Here is an 18,391-nt window from a genome sequence, read left to right as displayed (position 1 = left end):
GTGGACGTGCAACATGGGCTGGATCAGTTGAAGCCTACATCAAAGACGGTGAAGCAGCAGCTCGTGAGTGGTTGCGTACAACTGGATTTGAAAACATTGACGAACTCAACAAGGTTCTTAAAACAACTGCAACTTCATGGACCGAACGTGTCTAAATTCCCCCCCTTTTATGTCCTAAAACCTAGCTAAAAAACTTTTAAAAAAAGTTGTATGTAAAGGTTTACAAAATAAACATCTTGTGCTATACTTAAGTCACAAGTTAATACAAAGTGAGTGTTACTAAGTAATATTAGGCATGATCACAGATGACTCAGAGCTATATTTTCTGAACTCATTTGTGGTCATTTTTTATGCTCACAAAACTTAAATAATAGGGCAAGGAGGTTGCCATGTATCGGATATTAAATCCAATGAATAACAATGTTTCTCTCGTGCGGAATAGCAAGGGAGAGGAGTTGATCGTAATTGGTAAGGGTATTTCATTCGGTAAGAAGAAGGGAGATTTGATTTCTGAGGATCAGGTTGAAAAAGTTTTTCGGATGAAAACAGAAGAGTCGCGAGAAAATTTTATAGCTCTTCTCAAGGATGTACCGCTTGATTTTATTACGGTCACTTATGAGATTATTGATAATCTTTCTAAAAAATATCAATATCCTGTCCAAGAGTATCTATACGTCACTCTGACAGACCATATCTATTGTTCTTATCAGGCTATTAGCCAAGGACGCTATAAGGATAGTAACTTGCCTGACATTTCTGCCAAATATCCTATCGCTTTTCAAATTGCACAAGAAGCTTTCGAAATTTATCGTCAAAAACTGACAGAAAATTTTCCTGAAGACGAAATCATTCGTATCGCTTATCACTTCATCAACGCGGAAGGTGAGAATGCAGTCGAAGTTGTTGAGTCAATTGATAAGAGAAAGGAAATTTTAAAGAGGGTCGAAAGCGTTTTGAAGAGTTATAAAATCCAGCGAACACCTGAAAATAATAATTTCTACGACCGCTTTATGATTCATCTAAATTATTTTTTGGATTATCTGGATCGTAGTCGCGATGATAATCAATCCTTGCTCGATATGGAAGAACATATAAAGAATACCTATCCAGAAGCATTCGAGATTGGTAGTAAAATTTATGAGGTCATTGCTCAGGAAACTGGTCTTGACCTCTACAAGAGTGAACGAGTTTATCTTGTTCTACACATCCAACGTTTATTGTCATAACGCTTTACTAAAAAATATATAAGGAGAAATCTATCGTGAATAGAGAAGAAGTGACATTGTTAGGTTTTGAGATTGTTGCCTATGCTGGCGATGCTCGTTCAAAACTATTGGAAGCTTTGAAGGCTGCTGAAGCTGGTGATTTTGCGAAAGCGGATAGTTTAGTTGAGGAAGCTGGTGCTTGCATCGCAGAGGCTCACCACGCCCAAACAAGCTTGTTAACAAAGGAAGCTGCAGGTGAAGATTTAGCCTATAGCGTGACCATGATGCATGGTCAAGATCACCTGATGACAACAATCTTGCTAAAAGATTTGATGCATCATTTAATTGAACTTTATAAAAGAGGAGCTAAATAATGAATAAGTTAATTGCCTATATCGAGAAAGGAAAGCCTTTCTTTGAAAAACTATCTCGAAATATCTATCTTCGTGCTATTCGTGATGGATTTATCGCAGGAATGCCAGTCATTCTATTCTCAAGTATTTTTATCTTGATTGCTTTTGTTCCAAACTCTTGGGGCTTTAAATGGTCTGATGAAGTAGTAGCACTTTTGATGAAACCTTACAGCTACTCTATGGGAATTCTAGCAGTCTTGCTAGCTGGTACGACTGCTAAATCATTAACAGACTCTGTTAACCGTAGCATGGAAAAAACCAACCAAATCAACTATATGTCAACGCTATTGGCGGCTATTGTTGGATTATTGATGTTGGCAGCTGATCCAATTGAAGGTGGCTTTGCAACTGGTTTCCTTGGTACAAAAGGGTTGCTTTCAGCCTTCCTGGCAGCTTTTGTAACTGTAGCTATCTATAAGGTTTGTGTGAAGAACAACGTTACTATTCGCATGCCTGACGAAGTTCCACCGAATATCTCACAAGTCTTTAAAGACGTTATTCCGTTTACGCTTTCAGTTGTTTCTCTTTATGCTCTTGACTTGCTCGCTCGTCAATTTGTTGGTGCAAGCGTTGCAGAATCAATTGGTAAATTCTTTGCCCCATTATTCTCAGCAGCAGACGGTTATCTTGGTATTACCATTATCTTTGGTGCTTTTGCCTTCTTCTGGTTTGTCGGTATTCACGGCCCATCTATCGTTGAACCTGCCATTGCAGCGATCACTTATGCAAATGCCGAAGTCAACTTGAACCTTCTTCAACAAGGTATGCACGCTGATAAGATCCTTACATCTGGTACACAAATGTTTATCGTCACTATGGGTGGTACAGGAGCAACTCTTGTAGTTCCATTCATGTTTATGTGGTTGTGTAAGTCTAAGCGTAACCGTGCCATCGGACGCGCTTCAGTAGTTCCTACATTCTTCGGTGTAAACGAACCAATCCTGTTTGGTGCACCACTTGTTTTGAACCCAATCTTCTTTATTCCATTTATCTTTGCTCCAATTGCAAACGTTTGGATTTTCAAATTCTTTATCGAAACTCTCGGCATGAACTCATTTACTGCCAACCTTCCATGGGTTACTCCTGGACCTTTGGGGATTGTCCTTGGTACAAACTTCCAGTTCTTGTCATTTGCTCTTGCAGCATTGTTAATCGTAGTAGATATTGTTATCTACTATCCATTCCTCAAGGTTTATGACGAACAAATTCTTGAAGAAGAACGTTCAGGCAAAGCTAATGATGAATTAAAAGAAAAAGTTGCAGCAAACTTCAACACTGCTAAAGCTGATGCTATCCTTGAAAAAGCTGGAGTAGAATCAGCACAAAATACAATCACTGAAGAAACCAACGTACTCGTTCTCTGTGCAGGTGGAGGAACAAGTGGTCTTCTTGCCAACGCCTTGAACAAAGCAGCAGCAGAATACAATGTTCCTGTTAAGGCAGCCGCTGGTGGCTATGGAGCTCACCGTGAGATGCTACCAGAGTTTGATTTGGTTATCTTAGCACCACAAGTTGCTTCAAACTTTGAGGATATGAAAGCTGAAACTGATAAATTAGGTATCAAACTTGCTAAGACAGAAGGTGCACAGTACATTAAATTGACACGCGATGGACAAGGTGCTCTAGCCTTTGTTCAAGCTCAATTCGATTAACGATAGGGACTCTGAAATAGTCTCCTATCGTTACGGAAATCGCTATGGCGAATTTCCTAATCGCCTTATTAATTCGTCGGTAAAAAGATATCGTTTTTACCTCCTCATGTCACAATTCGGTGACTTGCTACAAGAAGTGAGATGGAGATGGATAGCTCACTAGCTCCTCTCCGCTCACTTTTCATTTTATCCAATCAAGAAATAGGTGAAAAAATGACAAAAACACTTCCTAAAGATTTTATTTTCGGTGGCGCAACAGCGGCTTATCAGGCAGAAGGTGCTACACATACGGATGGTAAAGGACCAGTCGCATGGGATAAATATTTAGCAGACAACTATTGGTATACTGCTGAACCAGCGAGTGATTTTTACCATAAATATCCAGTAGATTTGCAGTTGGCTGAGGAATATGGGGTAAACGGTATTCGTATTTCAATTGCTTGGTCACGTATTTTTCCAACTGGTTATGGTGAAGTAAATCCAAAAGGGGTAGAATTCTATCATAAGTTATTTGCAGAATGTCATAAACGTCATGTAGAACCGTTCGTAACTCTTCACCATTTTGATACACCTGAAGCTCTTCACTCAAATGGAGACTTCTTGAATCGTGAGAATATCGAACACTTTGTAAATTATGCTGCCTTCTGTTTCGAAGAATTTCCAGAAGTCAACTACTGGACTACTTTCAATGAAATCGGCCCTATCGGAGATGGTCAATATTTGGTAGGTAAATTCCCTCCAGGTATTCAATACGACCTTGCGAAAGTATTCCAATCCCACCACAATATGATGGTTTCTCATGCTCGTGCTGTGAAATTGTACAAAGACAAAGGCTATAAAGGTGAAATCGGGGTTGTTCACGCCCTTCCAACTAAGTATCCATTGGATCCTAAAAATCCTGCAGACGTTCGTGCTGCTGAGTTGGAAGATATCATCCACAACAAATTTATCTTGGATGCTACATACCTTGGACACTATTCCGATAAAACCATGGAAGGGGTCAACCACATTCTTTCAGTTAATGGTGGTGAGTTGGATCTTCGAGACGAAGACTTTTTAGTGCTTGAAGCAGCTAAAGATTTGAATGACTTCCTCGGAATTAACTACTATATGAGCGATTGGATGGAAGCCTTTGATGGTGAAACTGAGATCATCCACAACGGTAAAGGTGAAAAAGGAAGCTCTAAATACCAGATCAAGGGTGTTGGTCGTCGTGTAGCTCCTGACTATGTACCTCGTACTGACTGGGACTGGATTATCTATCCTCAAGGATTATACGACCAAATCATGCGCGTGAAGAAAGATTATCCGAACTACAAGAAGATCTACATCACTGAAAACGGACTTGGATACAAAGATGAATTTGTCGATAACACTGTTTACGATGATGGACGTATTGATTATGTGAAACAACACTTGGAAGTCATTTCAGATGCCATTACTGATGGAGCAGTAGTCAAAGGCTACTTCATCTGGTCACTCATGGACGTCTTCTCTTGGTCAAATGGTTATGAAAAACGCTATGGCCTCTTCTATGTGGACTTTGAAACGCAAGAACGCTATCCAAAGAAATCAGCTCACTGGTACAAAAAACTAGCTGAGACCCAAGTGATTGAATAGTACAACTAGTTATTAGGTATAGAATTTAAGCGAGGAAAGTTTATGCTAAAAGATTTTATTAAATCAATCTATGAAAAAGTTTATATTATTAACTTTGAACATTGCTCTCATGTACCAACCTTGACCAAGGAGCAACTTGCAAGTCTTGGAAAATGGTATGTCTCGACGGGTAAGGAGTGGATTTGTCATTCAGACTATGAATTTGAAGAATTTCAAAAGCTATTTTTAAATTTTGTCAACGCAGAAGATAAGGATAACATTTCCTTTGTTTCGGATTTTATGCCATTTCAACACTAAAATATTATAAAGAGGAATCTATCTCATACTAGGGGATATTCCTCTTTTTTATCTAGATTTTACCTGAAAGTCAAAAAAATTCTTGACAGATTTATGTTATAGGAGTAAACTATTAACTAGTTAAATAACTGGTTAAGTACATAAAGAGGTAACTCACTCGCTCAAATCTTGTTTGATAAATAGAAAATAGAAGGAGGAGTTTTAAAAGTGATTTCGTTTTTCAGTTGTATGGTTAACCAGTTAAGGAAGGTCTTTAGGAAAAAGTATAGTTCTTCTTTAACGAATAAATGAAAATAGAAAGTGTGTTTGGATGAAAATCAATAAAAAATATGTTCTTGGTTCAGTGGCAGTTCTTGCCCTAAGTGTTTGTTCCTATGAACTTGGTCGTTACCAAGCTGCTCACGTTAAGAAAGATTCTAATCGAGTGGCTTATATAGATGGTGATCAGGCTGGTCAAAAGGCAGAGAATTTGACACCAGATGAAGTCAGTAAGAGAGAGGGAATCAACGCAGAACAGATCGTCATCAAGATTACGGACCAAGGTTATGTGACCTCTCATGGAGACCATTATCATTACTTTAATGGCAAGGTTCCTTATGATGCTATCATTAGTGAAGAACTTCTGATGAAAGATCCGAATTATCAGTTGAAGGATTCAGACATTGTCAATGAAATCAAGGGTGGTTATGTCATTAAGGTTGATGGTAAGTATTATGTCTATCTAAAGGATGCATCACATGCTGATAATGTTCGAACAAAAGAAGAAATTACTCGTCAGAAGCAAGAACACGGACATGGTAGTGGATCAAAAGTTAGCAATGAAGTTACCCTAGCAAGGGCTCAGGGACGTTATACAACGGATGACGGCTATGTTTTTAATGCAAGTGATATTATTGAGGATACTGGCGATGCTTACATCGTTCCACATGGCAATCACTTCCATTATATTCCTAAGAGTGACTTGTCTGCCAGTGAACTAGCTGCGGCCCAAGCCTTCCTATCTGGTAAAGGTGGCCAAACAAGCTCAGTTGGGTATCGACCGTCAACAAATTCTTCTAGCAGCTCATCAGAGGCATCGAATAGTAGTTCATATGGACAAACAAATCATAGTAATGTTGAGACAAATACTAGAAGATGGGCTCCAACTGTTAGCCCACAAGTGGATAATAGTTATCAAGCAAGTCCAAGTGAAGACGTATCTAGTCTCTTGAAACAACTTTATGCCTTGCCACTCAGCCAACGACATGTGGAATCAGATGGGCTTGTCTTTGATCCAGCGCAAATTACAAGAAAAACAGCAAATGGTGTTGCAGTGCCACACGGAGATCATTACCACTTTATCCCTTATTCTCAAATGTCTGCTCTGGAAGAAAAGATTGCACGGATGATTCCAGTTGAAAATCAAGGGAATATTTCAGCGCCTGGAGCAGCTAGTTTACGGCCAAATCCTACATTAAAACCAGTTCCACAGCCCGTCCCAAATCCGCAACCAGCACCAGTTCCACTTCCTGATAACCATTCTAATGAGGAGCTTGCCAAACAAGTAGTCAGAAAAGTTGGTCAGGGGTATGTCCTAGAAGAAAAGGGAGTTTCGCATTATGTCTTGACTAAGGATTTGTCTAAAGAGAATCTTATAGCTTTTGAGAAAGAACTGAATAAGGTGGCTACATCAGCGCATACCTTGGCGGAGAAGAAAAGCACAATAGCTCCTCGAAATCAGGAATTCTATGATAAGGCTTATAGTTTGTTGGAGAAAACGCATAGGAACCTACTTGAAAATAAGGGACGGCTATCTGACTTCCAGACTTTAGATCAATTGCTAGAAAGATTAAATGATGAACATGTAAACAAGGTAGCCTTTGTAGATGATTTGCTTAAATTTATTGCACCGATTAATCATCCAGAACGTCTTGGTAAGCCAAACTCACAAATCGAGTATAGTGACGATGAAGTTCGTGTAGCTCAGCTAGCGGATAAGTACACAACATCGGATGGTTATATCTTTGATGCCCATGATATTATCAGTGACGAGGGAGATGCTTATGTAACGCCACATATGGGGCATAGTCACTGGATTGGTAAGGATAGTTTGTCCGATAAAGAAAAATCGGAAGCTCAAGTCTATACCAAAGAGAAAAATATCAACCCTCCATCTGAAGATAGTGCTACTCAAGCAAATCCAAATGGGGAAAGCGCAGCATCCATTTACGAACGCGTTAAAGGTGAAAAACGAATTCCATTGGTTCGTTTACCTTATAATGTTGAACATACTGTAGCAGTAAAAAATGGTAATCTGATTATTCCTCACAAGGATCATTACCATAATATCAAGTTCGCTTGGTTTGATGATAAATCTTATAAGGCACCAAACGGATATAGTCTTGAAGACTTGTTCGCAACGATTAAGTACTATGTAGAACATCCAGATGAGCGTCCACATTCAAATGATGGTTGGGGAAATGCTAGCGAGCATGTCTTGGGTAAAAAAGATAATAGTCAAGATCCTACTAATAACTATAAACCAGAGGAAGAACCTGAAGAGGAAAGTCCTGTTGAACCAGAAGAACCACAGGTTGAGACTGAAAAGGTAGAAGCTAAGCTCAAAGAAGCAGAGGAACTATTAAAGACAGTCACAGATGCAAACCTTAAATCCAATGCTAGCGAAACCTTGGTTGGTTTGCGAAATAATCTGACTTTGGGAACTATGGATAACAATGGTATTATGGCTCAAGCTGAAAATCTCACAGCCTTACTAAAAAATAGTAAGCCTAAAACAAGTCAAAACGATTAAAATTCGTGAGTTAAAAATAACCAGTGAGAACTGAAAATGAAATTTAGCAATGAAATCTAGTTCTCACTTTTTTCATGAAAATGCACAAAAAATATTGACATTTTAAATTTTTAGGAGTAAAATATTTACTAGTTAATTAAATGGTTAAATACTAGTTAAGGAGTTGTTATGAAAAAAAGAAGTATCCTATGGCTCATGATTGCCTTATTTGCTCTTGTATTAGGAGCTTGTGGACAAAAGACCGGTCAAGACAAGAGTGATGAAACTAAGGGAATGAAGATTGTGACCAGTTTTTATCCTATTTACGCTATGGTCAAGGAAGTATCTGGTGACTTGAATGATGTTCGAATGATTCAGTCAAGTAGTGGGATTCACTCCTTTGAACCTTCGGCAAATGATATTGCAGCAATATACGATGCAGATGTCTTTGTTTACCATTCTCATACGCTCGAATCTTGGGCAGGAAGTTTGGATCCCAATCTAAAAAAATCTAAAGTTAAGGTTTTAGAGGCTTCAGAGGGAATGACATTGGAACGTGTCCCTGGTCTAGAAGATGTAGAAGCAGGGGATGGAGTTGATGAAAAAACGCTCTATGATCCTCATACTTGGCTAGATCCAGAAAAAGCTGGTGAAGAAGCGCAAATTATCGCTGACAAACTTTCAGAGGTTGATAGTGAGCATAAAGAAACTTACCAGAAAAATGCGCAAGCCTTTATCAAAAAAGCTCAAGAATTGACTAAGAAATTCCAGCCTAAATTTGAAAAAGCGACTCAGAAAACATTTGTAACACAACATACAGCCTTTTCTTATCTAGCGAAGAGATTTGGACTTAATCAACTTGGTATTGCAGGTATCTCTCCTGAACAAGAACCAAGTCCACGACAACTTACAGAAATTCAGGAATTTGTAAAAACCTATAAGGTTAAAACGATTTTTACAGAAAGTAATGCTTCTTCAAAAGTAGCTGAAACTCTTGTCAAATCAACAGGTGTGGGGCTTAAAACTCTGAATCCTTTAGAGGCAGACCCACAAAATGACAAGACTTACCTAGAAAATCTTGAGGAAAATATGAGTGTATTAGCTGAAGAATTAAAGTGAGATAAGAATGAAAATCAATAAAAAATATCTAGCAGGGTCAGTAGCAGTCCTTGCCCTAAGTGTTTGCTCCTATGAACTTGGTCGTTATCAAGCTGGTCAAGTTAAGAAAGATTCTAATCGAGTTGCTTATATAGATGGTGACCAGGCTGGTCAAAAGGCAGAAAATTTGACGCCAGATGAAGTCAGTAAAAGAGAAGGGATTAACGCAGAACAAATTGTTATCAAGATTACGGATCAAGGTTATGTGACCTCTCATGGAGACCATTATCACTACTATAATGGCAAGGTTCCTTATGATGCTATTATCAGTGAAGAACTCCTCATGAAAGATCCGAATTATCAGTTGAAGGATGCAGATATTGTTAATGAAATCAAGGGTGGCTATGTGATTAAGGTAGACGGGAAATACTGTGTTTACCTTAAAGATGCGGCTCATGCAGACAATATTCGGACAAAAGAAGAGATTAAACGTCAGAAGCAGGAACACAGTCATAATCATGGAGGCGGTTCTAACGATCAGGCGGTAGTTGCTGCCAGAGCCCAAGGACGTTATACAACGGATGATGGGTATATCTTCAATGCATCTGATATCATTGAGGACACGGGTGATGCCTATATCGTTCCTCATGGCAATCACTTCCACTATATTCCGAAGAGTGATTTGTCTGCCAGTGAATTAGCTGCTGCCCAAGCCTTCTTATCTGGAAAAGGTGGCCAATTAAGTACGGTTGAATATCGTTCAAGCAGAGCTGAAACAAGATCTAGTCTAAGAATGAGTCAATCTGAAACTCCTCAAGATTCTGCCAAAGCTCCGGAGAGCTCAAGTGAGGATTTAGCTAGTCTTCTTCAAGAATTGTACGCCTTGCCACTTAGCCAACGTCATGTGGAGTCTGATGGCTTGGTATTTGATCCAGCACAGATTACAAAACGTACAGCAAATGGGGTCGCAGTCCCTCACGGGGATCATTTCCATTTCATTCCTTATTCGCAAATGTCTGCTTTGGAAGAAAAATTGGCTCGAAATCTTCCAATTGGAGGTCGGCCAGTTCAAAGTCATTCTGCCAATACGAAACCAAGCAGTACATATAAACCAAGTTCACCGATTAAACCAAACTTTAATCTCAATACGCCGGTACCGAATAGAGCAACTGGAGGCGCCTATACAACGGATGATGGGTATGTCTTTAGTCCGACAGATGTGATTGAAGATACAGGTGACGCTTTTGTTGTACCGCACGGAAATCATTTCCACTATATACCTAAGAGTGATTTGTCAGCAGGAGAATTGGCTGCAGCCCAAGCTTATTGGAATGGTAAACAGGGTTCTCATTCCGCTACAAGTTCAAGTAAACCAAGTAGTGATAATGCTAGACCAGCTCAACCAAGTTTGACAGAGACTCCAAATCTGACTGTCACACCAACATATCATCAAAATCAAGGGGAAGATATCTCAACACTCTTAAGTGAATTGTATGCCAAACCTTTATCAGAACGCCATGTGGAATCTGATGGACTCGTCTTTGATCCGGCACAAATCATCAAACGTACAGCTAACGGTGTAGCAGTGCCTCACGGAGACCATTATCACTTTATTCCTTATTCACAAATGTCACCTTTGGAAGAAAAATTGGCTCGTATGATAGCTGTTAAAGGACAAAATGGCAGTGTCTTACCAAGCGTCACTCCTTTGAAGCCAGCCCCTACCACCAAACCTCTTGCACCAGTGGAAAATAAACCGACTGAACTTGATGTCAATCAGGTTGTTAGAAAAGTTGGCGACGGTTATATTATCGAGGATAAGGGAGTCAGTCGTTATGTTCTAGCTAAAGACCTAGCTAAGGATAAGATTGACGCTATTGAAAATCTCTTGTCTAAGAAAACTCAAGAGACGCATTCCCTAGTTGCGAAGAAAGAAAATGTACCACCTCGTGACCAAGAATTTTATGATAAAGCATATAATTTATTGGCCGAAGCTCATAAAGCCTTGTCTGAAAATAAGGGTCGTACTTCTAATTTTCAAGCCTTAGACAAATTAGCAGAGCGCTTGAATGATGAATCTTCTAATAAAGGAAAATTAGTAGATGATTTATTGGCATTCCTAGAACCAATTACCCATCCAGAACGTATTGGTAAACCAAATGCTCAAATTGCTTATACAGACGATGAAATTAAATTAGCGAAATTAGCAGGTAAGTATACAACAGAAGATGGCTATATCTTTGATCCTCGTGATATAACTAGCGATGAAGGCGATGCCTATGTAACTCCACATATGACTCATAGTCATTGGATCAAGAAAGAGAGCTTGTCTGAAGCTGAAAGAGTGGCAGCTCAGGCTTATGCTAAAGAGAAAGGTTTGACGCCTCCTTCAACAGATAATCAGGGTTCAGGAAATACTGAGGTTAAAGGAGTAGAAGCAATCTATAATAAAGTGAAAGCAGCTAAGAAGGTTCCACTTGATCATATTCCTTACAATCTACAACATACTGTTGAAGTTAAAAATGGTAGCTTAATTATACCTCATTACGATCATTACCATAACATTAAATTTGGTTGGTTTGACGAAGGACTCTATGAAGCACCTAAGGGTTATAGCCTTGAGGATCTCTTTGCGACTGTAAAATATTATGTTGAACATCCTGAAGAACGTCCTCACTCAGATAATGGTTGGGGAAATGCCAGCGACCATGTTCGTAAAAATAAGGCAGACAAAGACAGTAAATCTGATGAAGATAAGGAAGATCATCATGAATCAGACGAGTCAACCCATCTTGAATCCAATGAAAAAGAAAATCATACAGGTTCAACCCCTTCAGTAGATAATCTTTATAAACCGAGCACTGATGAAGACAAGACAGAAGAAGTATCTAAAGATACAACAGACGAAGCCGAAGTATCTCAAGTAGAAACCGAAAAAGTAGAAGCCAAACTCAAAGAAGTAGAAGTTCTACTTGCTAAAGTAACGGATGCTAGTTTGAAAGACAATGTGACAGAGAGCCTATCTGGTTTACGAAATAACTTGAGCCTCCAAACCATGGATAATAATGGTATCATGGCAGAAGTAGAAAAATTACTTGCTTTGTTAAAAGGTAGTGAGTCAGTAACGACGAAACCAGAAGCATAAGTTTATCCTATTAAACCAAAATGATGTAAGAGTCAGTAGCAATACTGGCTTTTATTTTTTAAAATGATATAAAAATCTTGACAGATAAACTTAAAAAAGGTAAACTATTTACTGGTTAATTAATTGGTTAAATAACCAGTTTAGAAAAAAACTGTTTAACCAAGCAAAAGAAGTTAAAAAGCTTCATCATTTATTGAAATGAGGGATTTATGAAATTCAGTAAAAAATATATAGCAGCTGGATCAGCTGTTATCGTATCTTTGAGTCTTTGCGCTTATGCTCTAAATCAGCATCGCTCGCAGGAAAATAAGGACAATAATCGTATCTCTTATGTGGATGGCAGCCAGTCAAGTCAGAAAACTGAAAACCTGACACCAGATCAGGTTAGCCAAAAAGAAGGAATTCAGGCTGAGCAAATTGTTATCAAGATTTCAGATCAGGGTTATGTTACATCACACGGTGATCACTACCATTACTATAACGGAAAAGTTCCTTATGATGCCCTCTTTAGTGAAGAACTTTTGATGAAGGATCCAAACTATCAACTTAAAGATGCTGATATTGTCAATGAAGTCAAGGGTGGTTATATCATCAAGGTCGATGGAAAATATTATGTCTACCTGAAAGATACAGCTCATGCTGATAATGTTCGAACCAAAGATGAAATCAACCGTCAAAAACAAGAACATGTCAAAGATAATGAGAAGGTCAGCTCTGATGTTGCTGTAGCAAGGTCTCAGGGACGCTATACAACAGATGATGGTTATGTCTTTAATCCAGCTGACATTATTGAAGATACTGGTGATGCTTATATCGTTCCTCATGGAGGTCACTATCACTACATTCCAAAAAGTGATTTATCTGCTAGTGAATTAGCATCCGCTAAAGCTCATCTGACTGGGAAAAATACGCAACCGAGCCAGTTAAGCTATTCTTCAACAGCTAGTGATAATACTAATCAAGCTATAGAGAAGGAATCAACTAGCAAGCCAGAAAGCAAAATTGAAAATCTCCAAAGTCTATTAAAAGAACTCTATGATTCACCTAGCGACCAACGTTACAGTGAATCAGATGGTCTGGTCTTTGATCCTGCTAAGATTATCAGTCGTACACCAAATGGAGTTGCGATTCCGCATGGCGACCATTATCATTTTATTCCTTACAGCAAGCTCTCTGCTTTAGAAGAAAAGATTGCTCGAATGGTGCCTATCGGTGGAACTGGTTCTACGGCCTCTACAAATGAAAAACCTAATGAAGCAGCGTCTAGTCTAGGAAGTCTTTCAAGCAATCCTTCTTCAACGACAAGTAAGGAACTCTCCTCAGCATCTGATGGTTATATTTTTAATCCCAAAGATATCGTTGAAGAAACGGCTACAGCTTATATTGTAAGACATGGTGATCATTTCCATTATATCCCTAAGGCGAATCAAATTGGTCAACCGACTCTTCCGAACAACGGTCTAGCAACACCTTCGCCATCACTTCCAATCAATCCAGGAACTTCACATGAGGAACATGAAGAAGGTGGACACGGCTTTGATGCCAATCGTATTATTGCTGAAGATGAAGCAGGATTTATCATGTCACATGGTGACCATAATCATTACTTCTTCAAGAAGGACTTGTCAGCAGAGCAAATTAAGGCAGCGCAGGATCACTTGAAAGGTGCAAGTCCAGCAACACCAAATCCAGCTCATGATGACGAGCACGACGAAGATCATCATGGACACCATCATGATGAAGACCATGATCACGGTTTTGATGCCAATCGTGTCATCAGTGAGGACGAGCAAGGTTTTGTCATGAGTCACGGAGACCACAATCATTACTTCTTCAAGAAAGATTTGACAGCTGAACAAATTAAGGCAGCTCAGGATCATTTGAAAACACATCATGATGCAGAGCCTGTAAAACCTCTTGCTAAAACGATAGAGTCTTTCTCAAGAGATGCTAGTGATGAAGAAAAAATAGCTTACATTTCAAAGACCTATGGTGTTCCACTTGAAGCTATTAGAATTTCAAACGGATTCTTTGTCTTTGGAAATCCAGACCAAGCTTACGATCCAACTCATATTCATCCTTACGCTGTTCGTAAGGAACACGTTCGGATCCCTCTTCAAACTGGAAATCCAGAACTTGATTTCCTAAATGAACTTTATACGACTGCCTTACGTGATGGTGTGTCTCCTTATAGTTTGCAGGTAGAAAATGGTAGTTTTGTGATCCCTCATGGTGACCACAATCACTACATCAAGGTTCAAACGAAGGGCTATGAAGTGGCTTTGAAAAATAAAATTCCAGCTCTACAATCCAACTACCAACCTGGAGCTTTTGATGAGAAGGTAGTTTTGGCAAAAGTAGACCAACTTCTAGCTGAAAGCAGAAACATCTATAAAGACAAGCCTATAGAACAAAGACAGATTGAGTTAGCTTTAGGTCAGTTTACTGAAAACATGAAGAAACTGGCAACTAACTCTACAGCAGGTTATCTTGCAACACTGGATCTCTTTGACAAGCAGTATATCCACGTTGACTCTAGTGTAAAACCAACAGAAATCAGTCCTTTAGACAAGAAATATCAAGCTTTAGTAGATAAGATTAATACCTTGGATACGGATGCTTATGGACTTCCTAAAAAGGATCTCTTGGCTCAACTCCAAGAAAATAAATTGGCTCAAGATGAGGCTGGTTTAGATGCAGTTGAAGCTAAACTACAAGCTCTGCAAGATTTTAATGATCGTACTGGTGTTACGACAGTCGAATACATTAAGTATTTCTATCAACATCTGTCAGATGGTCGTTTAAATGACACTCTTAGAAATAAAGTTGCTAACTTAACTTGGACTCTTTATCAGTCACAATCTTTCCTTAAGGCAACTGACTTGAACAAACTCTTCCCTGAAATCTATCAAACAAAATTAGAGGTAGAAGAAGCAGTGAAGAATGAACCTGTTGCTCATAAACCTTCTGAAACGATCCTAGACACTGAAAAAGTGGATGGTCATAGTGCTAAAACGGCAGTCTATGAATTTTTGAAAGGTTTGTATGATGATATTAAGCCTGAGGAACAAAGCAATCATGTTCGAAAAGGTCAAGTAGAAGAACTCTTAACAAAAGCTGAAGAATTAGTAGCTCAAGTCAAAGAAGAGGGAGTTAAAGCTTCACTTGCTGACGAAGTTAAAAATCTGAAAGCTGCTCTAGATAAAGATGAAGCAGACCTTGATGAATTAAATACGCAAGTCCAAGATCTTCTGAAACGCATTTCACAGACCATTCAGAATGAACGTGAGAATGTCAATCAAGACCCAGAGGTTTTAGTTCTCTACCAAAAACTTTATAATGGTGTCATTGCCCTTCATACTTATTTAGAAATGAATAATGGTTCTGATGCTGACTTTGAAAAAGTGGACGCCTTATTTGATAAGCTTAGTGCAGCAAGCAAAGACAAGCAAGCTCTTTTAGCTCTTGCTCAAGAAATCGTTTTGTTAAACCAAGAATTTCAATCCAAAGTCAAGCCAGCTGAAGCTAACACAGAAACAGCCAATACAGAAACAAACGATAAACAAGCTGAGTCAAACTTAACTCCTGCAACTAGCTCTCCAGAAACAAGAGAAAAAGTAGCAGAATAACAAAAAGTTCAGTCAGCTACCGTGTCAAAAGTAGGATGCTGATAAAAAAAGAGGTCGGGAATTTTTTCCCGATCTCTTTAGTCTTTATAAGCTACAATTCCGATGATTGTATCAACAGCACGTTCCATTGTTTGCAGACTAACGTATTCAAAACGTCCGTGCATATTTTCTCCACCAGCGAAGATATTTGGAGTTGGAATTCCCATAAAGGAAATTTTAGAACCGTCTGTTCCTCCACGGATAGGCTCGATAATTGGTGCAATATCAAGACTTTCCATTACTGCTTTAGCAATGGTGATTGGAGTCATATCCTTTTCAATGACTTCCTTCATGTTGTAGTACTGGTCTGTCAAAGTCAAGGTTACACGATCGCTACCAAGTTCTTGATTCATCTTATCAGCAATAGCTTGCATGGCAGCTTTACGCGCTTCGAAACTTTCTTTTTCGAAGTCACGAATGATGTAGCTGGCACGCGCTTCCTCAACAGTACCTGTCACATCCATGAGATGGTAGAATCCTTGGTAACCATCTGTTAATTCTGGGCGGTCTCCAGCTGGGAGTTGATTGTGGAAGTCGATGGCTAACTGAAGCGCATTGACCATTTGCCCTTTAGCAGTTCCTGGGTGAACATTACGACCTTGGAAGTGAAGTTCTGCACCTGCAGCGGAGAAGGTTTCGTATTGAAGTTCACCAAGAGGTCCCCCGTCAACTGTATATGCAAAGTCAACATTGAAATCCTCTGCATCAAATTTATTGGCACCAACACCGATTTCTTCATCAGGTCCGAAGCCAACACGGATTTCACAGTGTTTAATCTCAGGATGAGCAGTCAAGTATTCGATAGCTGCCATGATTTCAGCGATACCAGATTTGTCATCAGCACCGAGCAAAGTAGTTCCATCAGTAGTGATCAAGGTTTGGCCAGGATATTTCTCTAAGCTCTTGAAATCCGCTGGATCTAGTTTGAAACCAGAGTTCCCAAGCTCGATAAGGCCACCGTCGTATTTTTCAACTACTTGTGGATTGACACCTTCAGCATTAAAATCTGCTGTATCCATGTGGGAGATAAAACCGATCTTACGAGTAAAACTTGGGTCGTTGGCTGGTAAGGTTCCGATAGCAAAACCGTTTGGTAGGTAGTAAACATTTTGCAAACCAACACGTTTCATCTCAGGGATGAGGACATTGGTTGCGAAGTCTACTTGACTTTGGGTACTTGGTGTAGTGGTTGAATGTTCGTCAGAACGAGTATTGACTTTGACATAAGTCAAAAAACGCTCCAACAATGTTGGATATTTCATCGTAACTCCTTTTTTCCTTCTTTTAAAACCATTGTATCATAGAAAGAAGAGAAAAACAAAAGTCAGAAGGGAGGTAACATTCTTATGTTAGCGTTTACTTATGGCTGTTTTAGTGATACAATAAAAAAGATAAAAATATCACAAGGATGCAGAGATGAAAAAAGCGATTTTAATGATGACATTTGGTTCCCCAGAAGAGATTACCTTTGAAGGAGTAGCCGACTTTTTTACCAACATTCGTCGTGGAGTTCGACCTCAAGACCATGAAATTCAAACACTTTATGATAATTATGTTCGAATTGGAGGAACTCCACTACAAAAAATTACCCGTGAAGAAGTTGCCTTGGTAGAAGCTAGATTGGGAAATGAATATAGTGTCTATTTTGCCAATAAATTTTCAACCCCCTTTATTCCAGATGTGATTCGGAAAATGGAAGCAGATGGAATTGAAAAGTGTATTTGCTTGATTTTGGAGCCACACTATTCCTTTTACTCTGTCATGGGGTACGAAAAGTTTCTGGAAAGTAAACAAATTCAGTTTTTAGTTATTAAGGACTGGTATCAAGAAGAAGCCCTATTAAACTATTGGACAAATGAAATTGCTAAGATTTTAAAAGAAAAGGTGAAACAGGATAGCTTTAAAGTCATCTTTTCTGCCCACAGTGTTCCCGTTTTTGCCTTGGATTTTGGTGATCCCTATATCGACCAGATTTTTGAAAATAGCAAGTTAATTGCTGAGAAATTAGGCTTGAAACCAGAGCAATATACCAACACTTGGCAGAGTGAAAGTGACATTGGTATTCCTTGGATTAAACCAGATGTCCTGGAATATCTTAGAGAACAGGAAGAACATCCAGAGCATTATATTTTTGTACCTATTAGTTTTATTAGTGAGCACATTGAAGTTTTGTTTGACAATGATGTGGAATGTTATGACTTATGCCAGGAATTGGAGGTGAACTACCATCGTCCACCAATGCCAAATACAGATTCTCGTTTGATTGATGCCTTGGTCAATATTGTCCGAGCTAACGAACATAAAGAATTTAGAGAATTCCTCCCAGAAGAAGAGACCTTTGATGAATTAGTCCCTTCGGAGGAAACTAAGAATATTTTAGATGAATCACAAGACTTACAAATGCCAGAATTTGTTAAAAAATTAATTGAGAAAAAAGGTCGTGAAAATGTCAAGATGCCTTATTTAATCAAAAAAATGCTTGAAAAAGCTGGCAAATTACCTAAAGACTAAGTGAAAATAGAA

11 protein-coding genes and 1 pseudogene are annotated in these 18,391 nt (G+C 38.9%); 11 read left to right on the top strand and 1 reads right to left on the bottom strand.

The annotated features are described in order from the left end of the window. From HMPREF2837_RS10920 to HMPREF2837_RS09325, 10 genes and pseudogenes are all read left to right on the top strand, one after another. Nucleotides 1-155, top strand: a pseudogene (locus HMPREF2837_RS10920) (tagatose-bisphosphate aldolase); the annotation flags it as partial. A gap of 234 nt (nt 156-389) precedes the next feature. After that, nucleotides 390-1,226 carry a PRD domain-containing protein gene (locus HMPREF2837_RS09365; protein ID WP_049548116.1) on the top strand — a complete coding sequence of 279 codons (837 nt, stop codon included), beginning with the start codon at nt 390-392 and terminating at the stop codon, nt 1,224-1,226. Between the two features lie 35 nt (nt 1,227-1,261). Continuing rightward, the gene (locus HMPREF2837_RS09360) at nt 1,262-1,579 is read left to right on the top strand and encodes a PTS lactose/cellobiose transporter subunit IIA (protein ID WP_049548115.1); all 318 of its coding nucleotides are present in this window, start codon (nt 1,262-1,264) and stop codon (nt 1,577-1,579) included. After that, a complete protein-coding gene (locus HMPREF2837_RS09355) occupies nt 1,579-3,270 on the top strand; it encodes a lactose-specific PTS transporter subunit EIIC (protein ID WP_049548114.1) in 1,692 nt (563 codons plus the stop codon). Before HMPREF2837_RS09360 ends, HMPREF2837_RS09355 begins: the two co-directional genes overlap by 1 nt. Before the next feature lie 213 nt (nt 3,271-3,483). Further along, entirely contained in the window at nt 3,484-4,890 is a 1,407-nt protein-coding gene (lacG, locus tag HMPREF2837_RS09350) for a 6-phospho-beta-galactosidase (RefSeq protein WP_049548118.1), read from the top strand. 42 nt (nt 4,891-4,932) lie between these two features. Then, nucleotides 4,933-5,187, top strand: a complete 255-nt coding sequence (locus HMPREF2837_RS09345; protein ID WP_049548113.1) for a DUF3884 family protein — start codon at nt 4,933-4,935, stop codon at nt 5,185-5,187. A 310-nt stretch (nt 5,188-5,497) separates the two neighbouring features. Beyond that, entirely contained in the window at nt 5,498-7,978 is a 2,481-nt protein-coding gene (locus tag HMPREF2837_RS09340; RefSeq protein WP_049548112.1) for a pneumococcal-type histidine triad protein, read from the top strand. A gap of 168 nt (nt 7,979-8,146) precedes the next feature. Next, the gene (locus tag HMPREF2837_RS09335) at nt 8,147-9,076 is read left to right on the top strand and encodes a metal ABC transporter substrate-binding protein (RefSeq protein ID WP_049548111.1); all 930 of its coding nucleotides are present in this window, start codon (nt 8,147-8,149) and stop codon (nt 9,074-9,076) included. 7 nt (nt 9,077-9,083) lie between these two features. Then, entirely contained in the window at nt 9,084-12,200 is a 3,117-nt protein-coding gene (locus HMPREF2837_RS09330; protein WP_049548110.1) for a pneumococcal-type histidine triad protein, read from the top strand. A 209-nt stretch (nt 12,201-12,409) separates the two neighbouring features. Then, nucleotides 12,410-15,829: a pneumococcal-type histidine triad protein gene (locus HMPREF2837_RS09325; RefSeq protein WP_049548109.1), complete on the top strand. Its 3,420-nt coding sequence runs from the start codon at nt 12,410-12,412 to the stop codon at nt 15,827-15,829. Nucleotides 15,830-15,906: 77 nt separating this feature from the next. On the opposite strand, the gene pepT is transcribed toward HMPREF2837_RS09325, so the two are convergent. After that, nucleotides 15,907-17,130: a peptidase T gene (gene pepT / locus HMPREF2837_RS09320; RefSeq protein ID WP_049548108.1), complete on the bottom strand. Its 1,224-nt coding sequence runs from the start codon at nt 17,128-17,130 to the stop codon at nt 15,907-15,909. Between the two features lie 154 nt (nt 17,131-17,284). On the opposite strand from pepT, the gene hemH reads away from it, so the two are divergent. Then, a complete protein-coding gene (gene hemH, locus HMPREF2837_RS09315; protein WP_049548107.1) occupies nt 17,285-18,379 on the top strand; it encodes a ferrochelatase in 1,095 nt (364 codons plus the stop codon). Nucleotides 18,380-18,391: the final 12 nt, after the last annotated feature.

The sequence above is a fragment of the Streptococcus sp. HMSC071D03 genome (assembly GCF_001812125.1).
In the GTDB taxonomy this organism is placed as follows: Bacteria; Bacillota; Bacilli; order Lactobacillales; family Streptococcaceae; genus Streptococcus; species Streptococcus pseudopneumoniae_N.
This window is presented reverse-complemented; position numbering and strand designations above follow the sequence as displayed.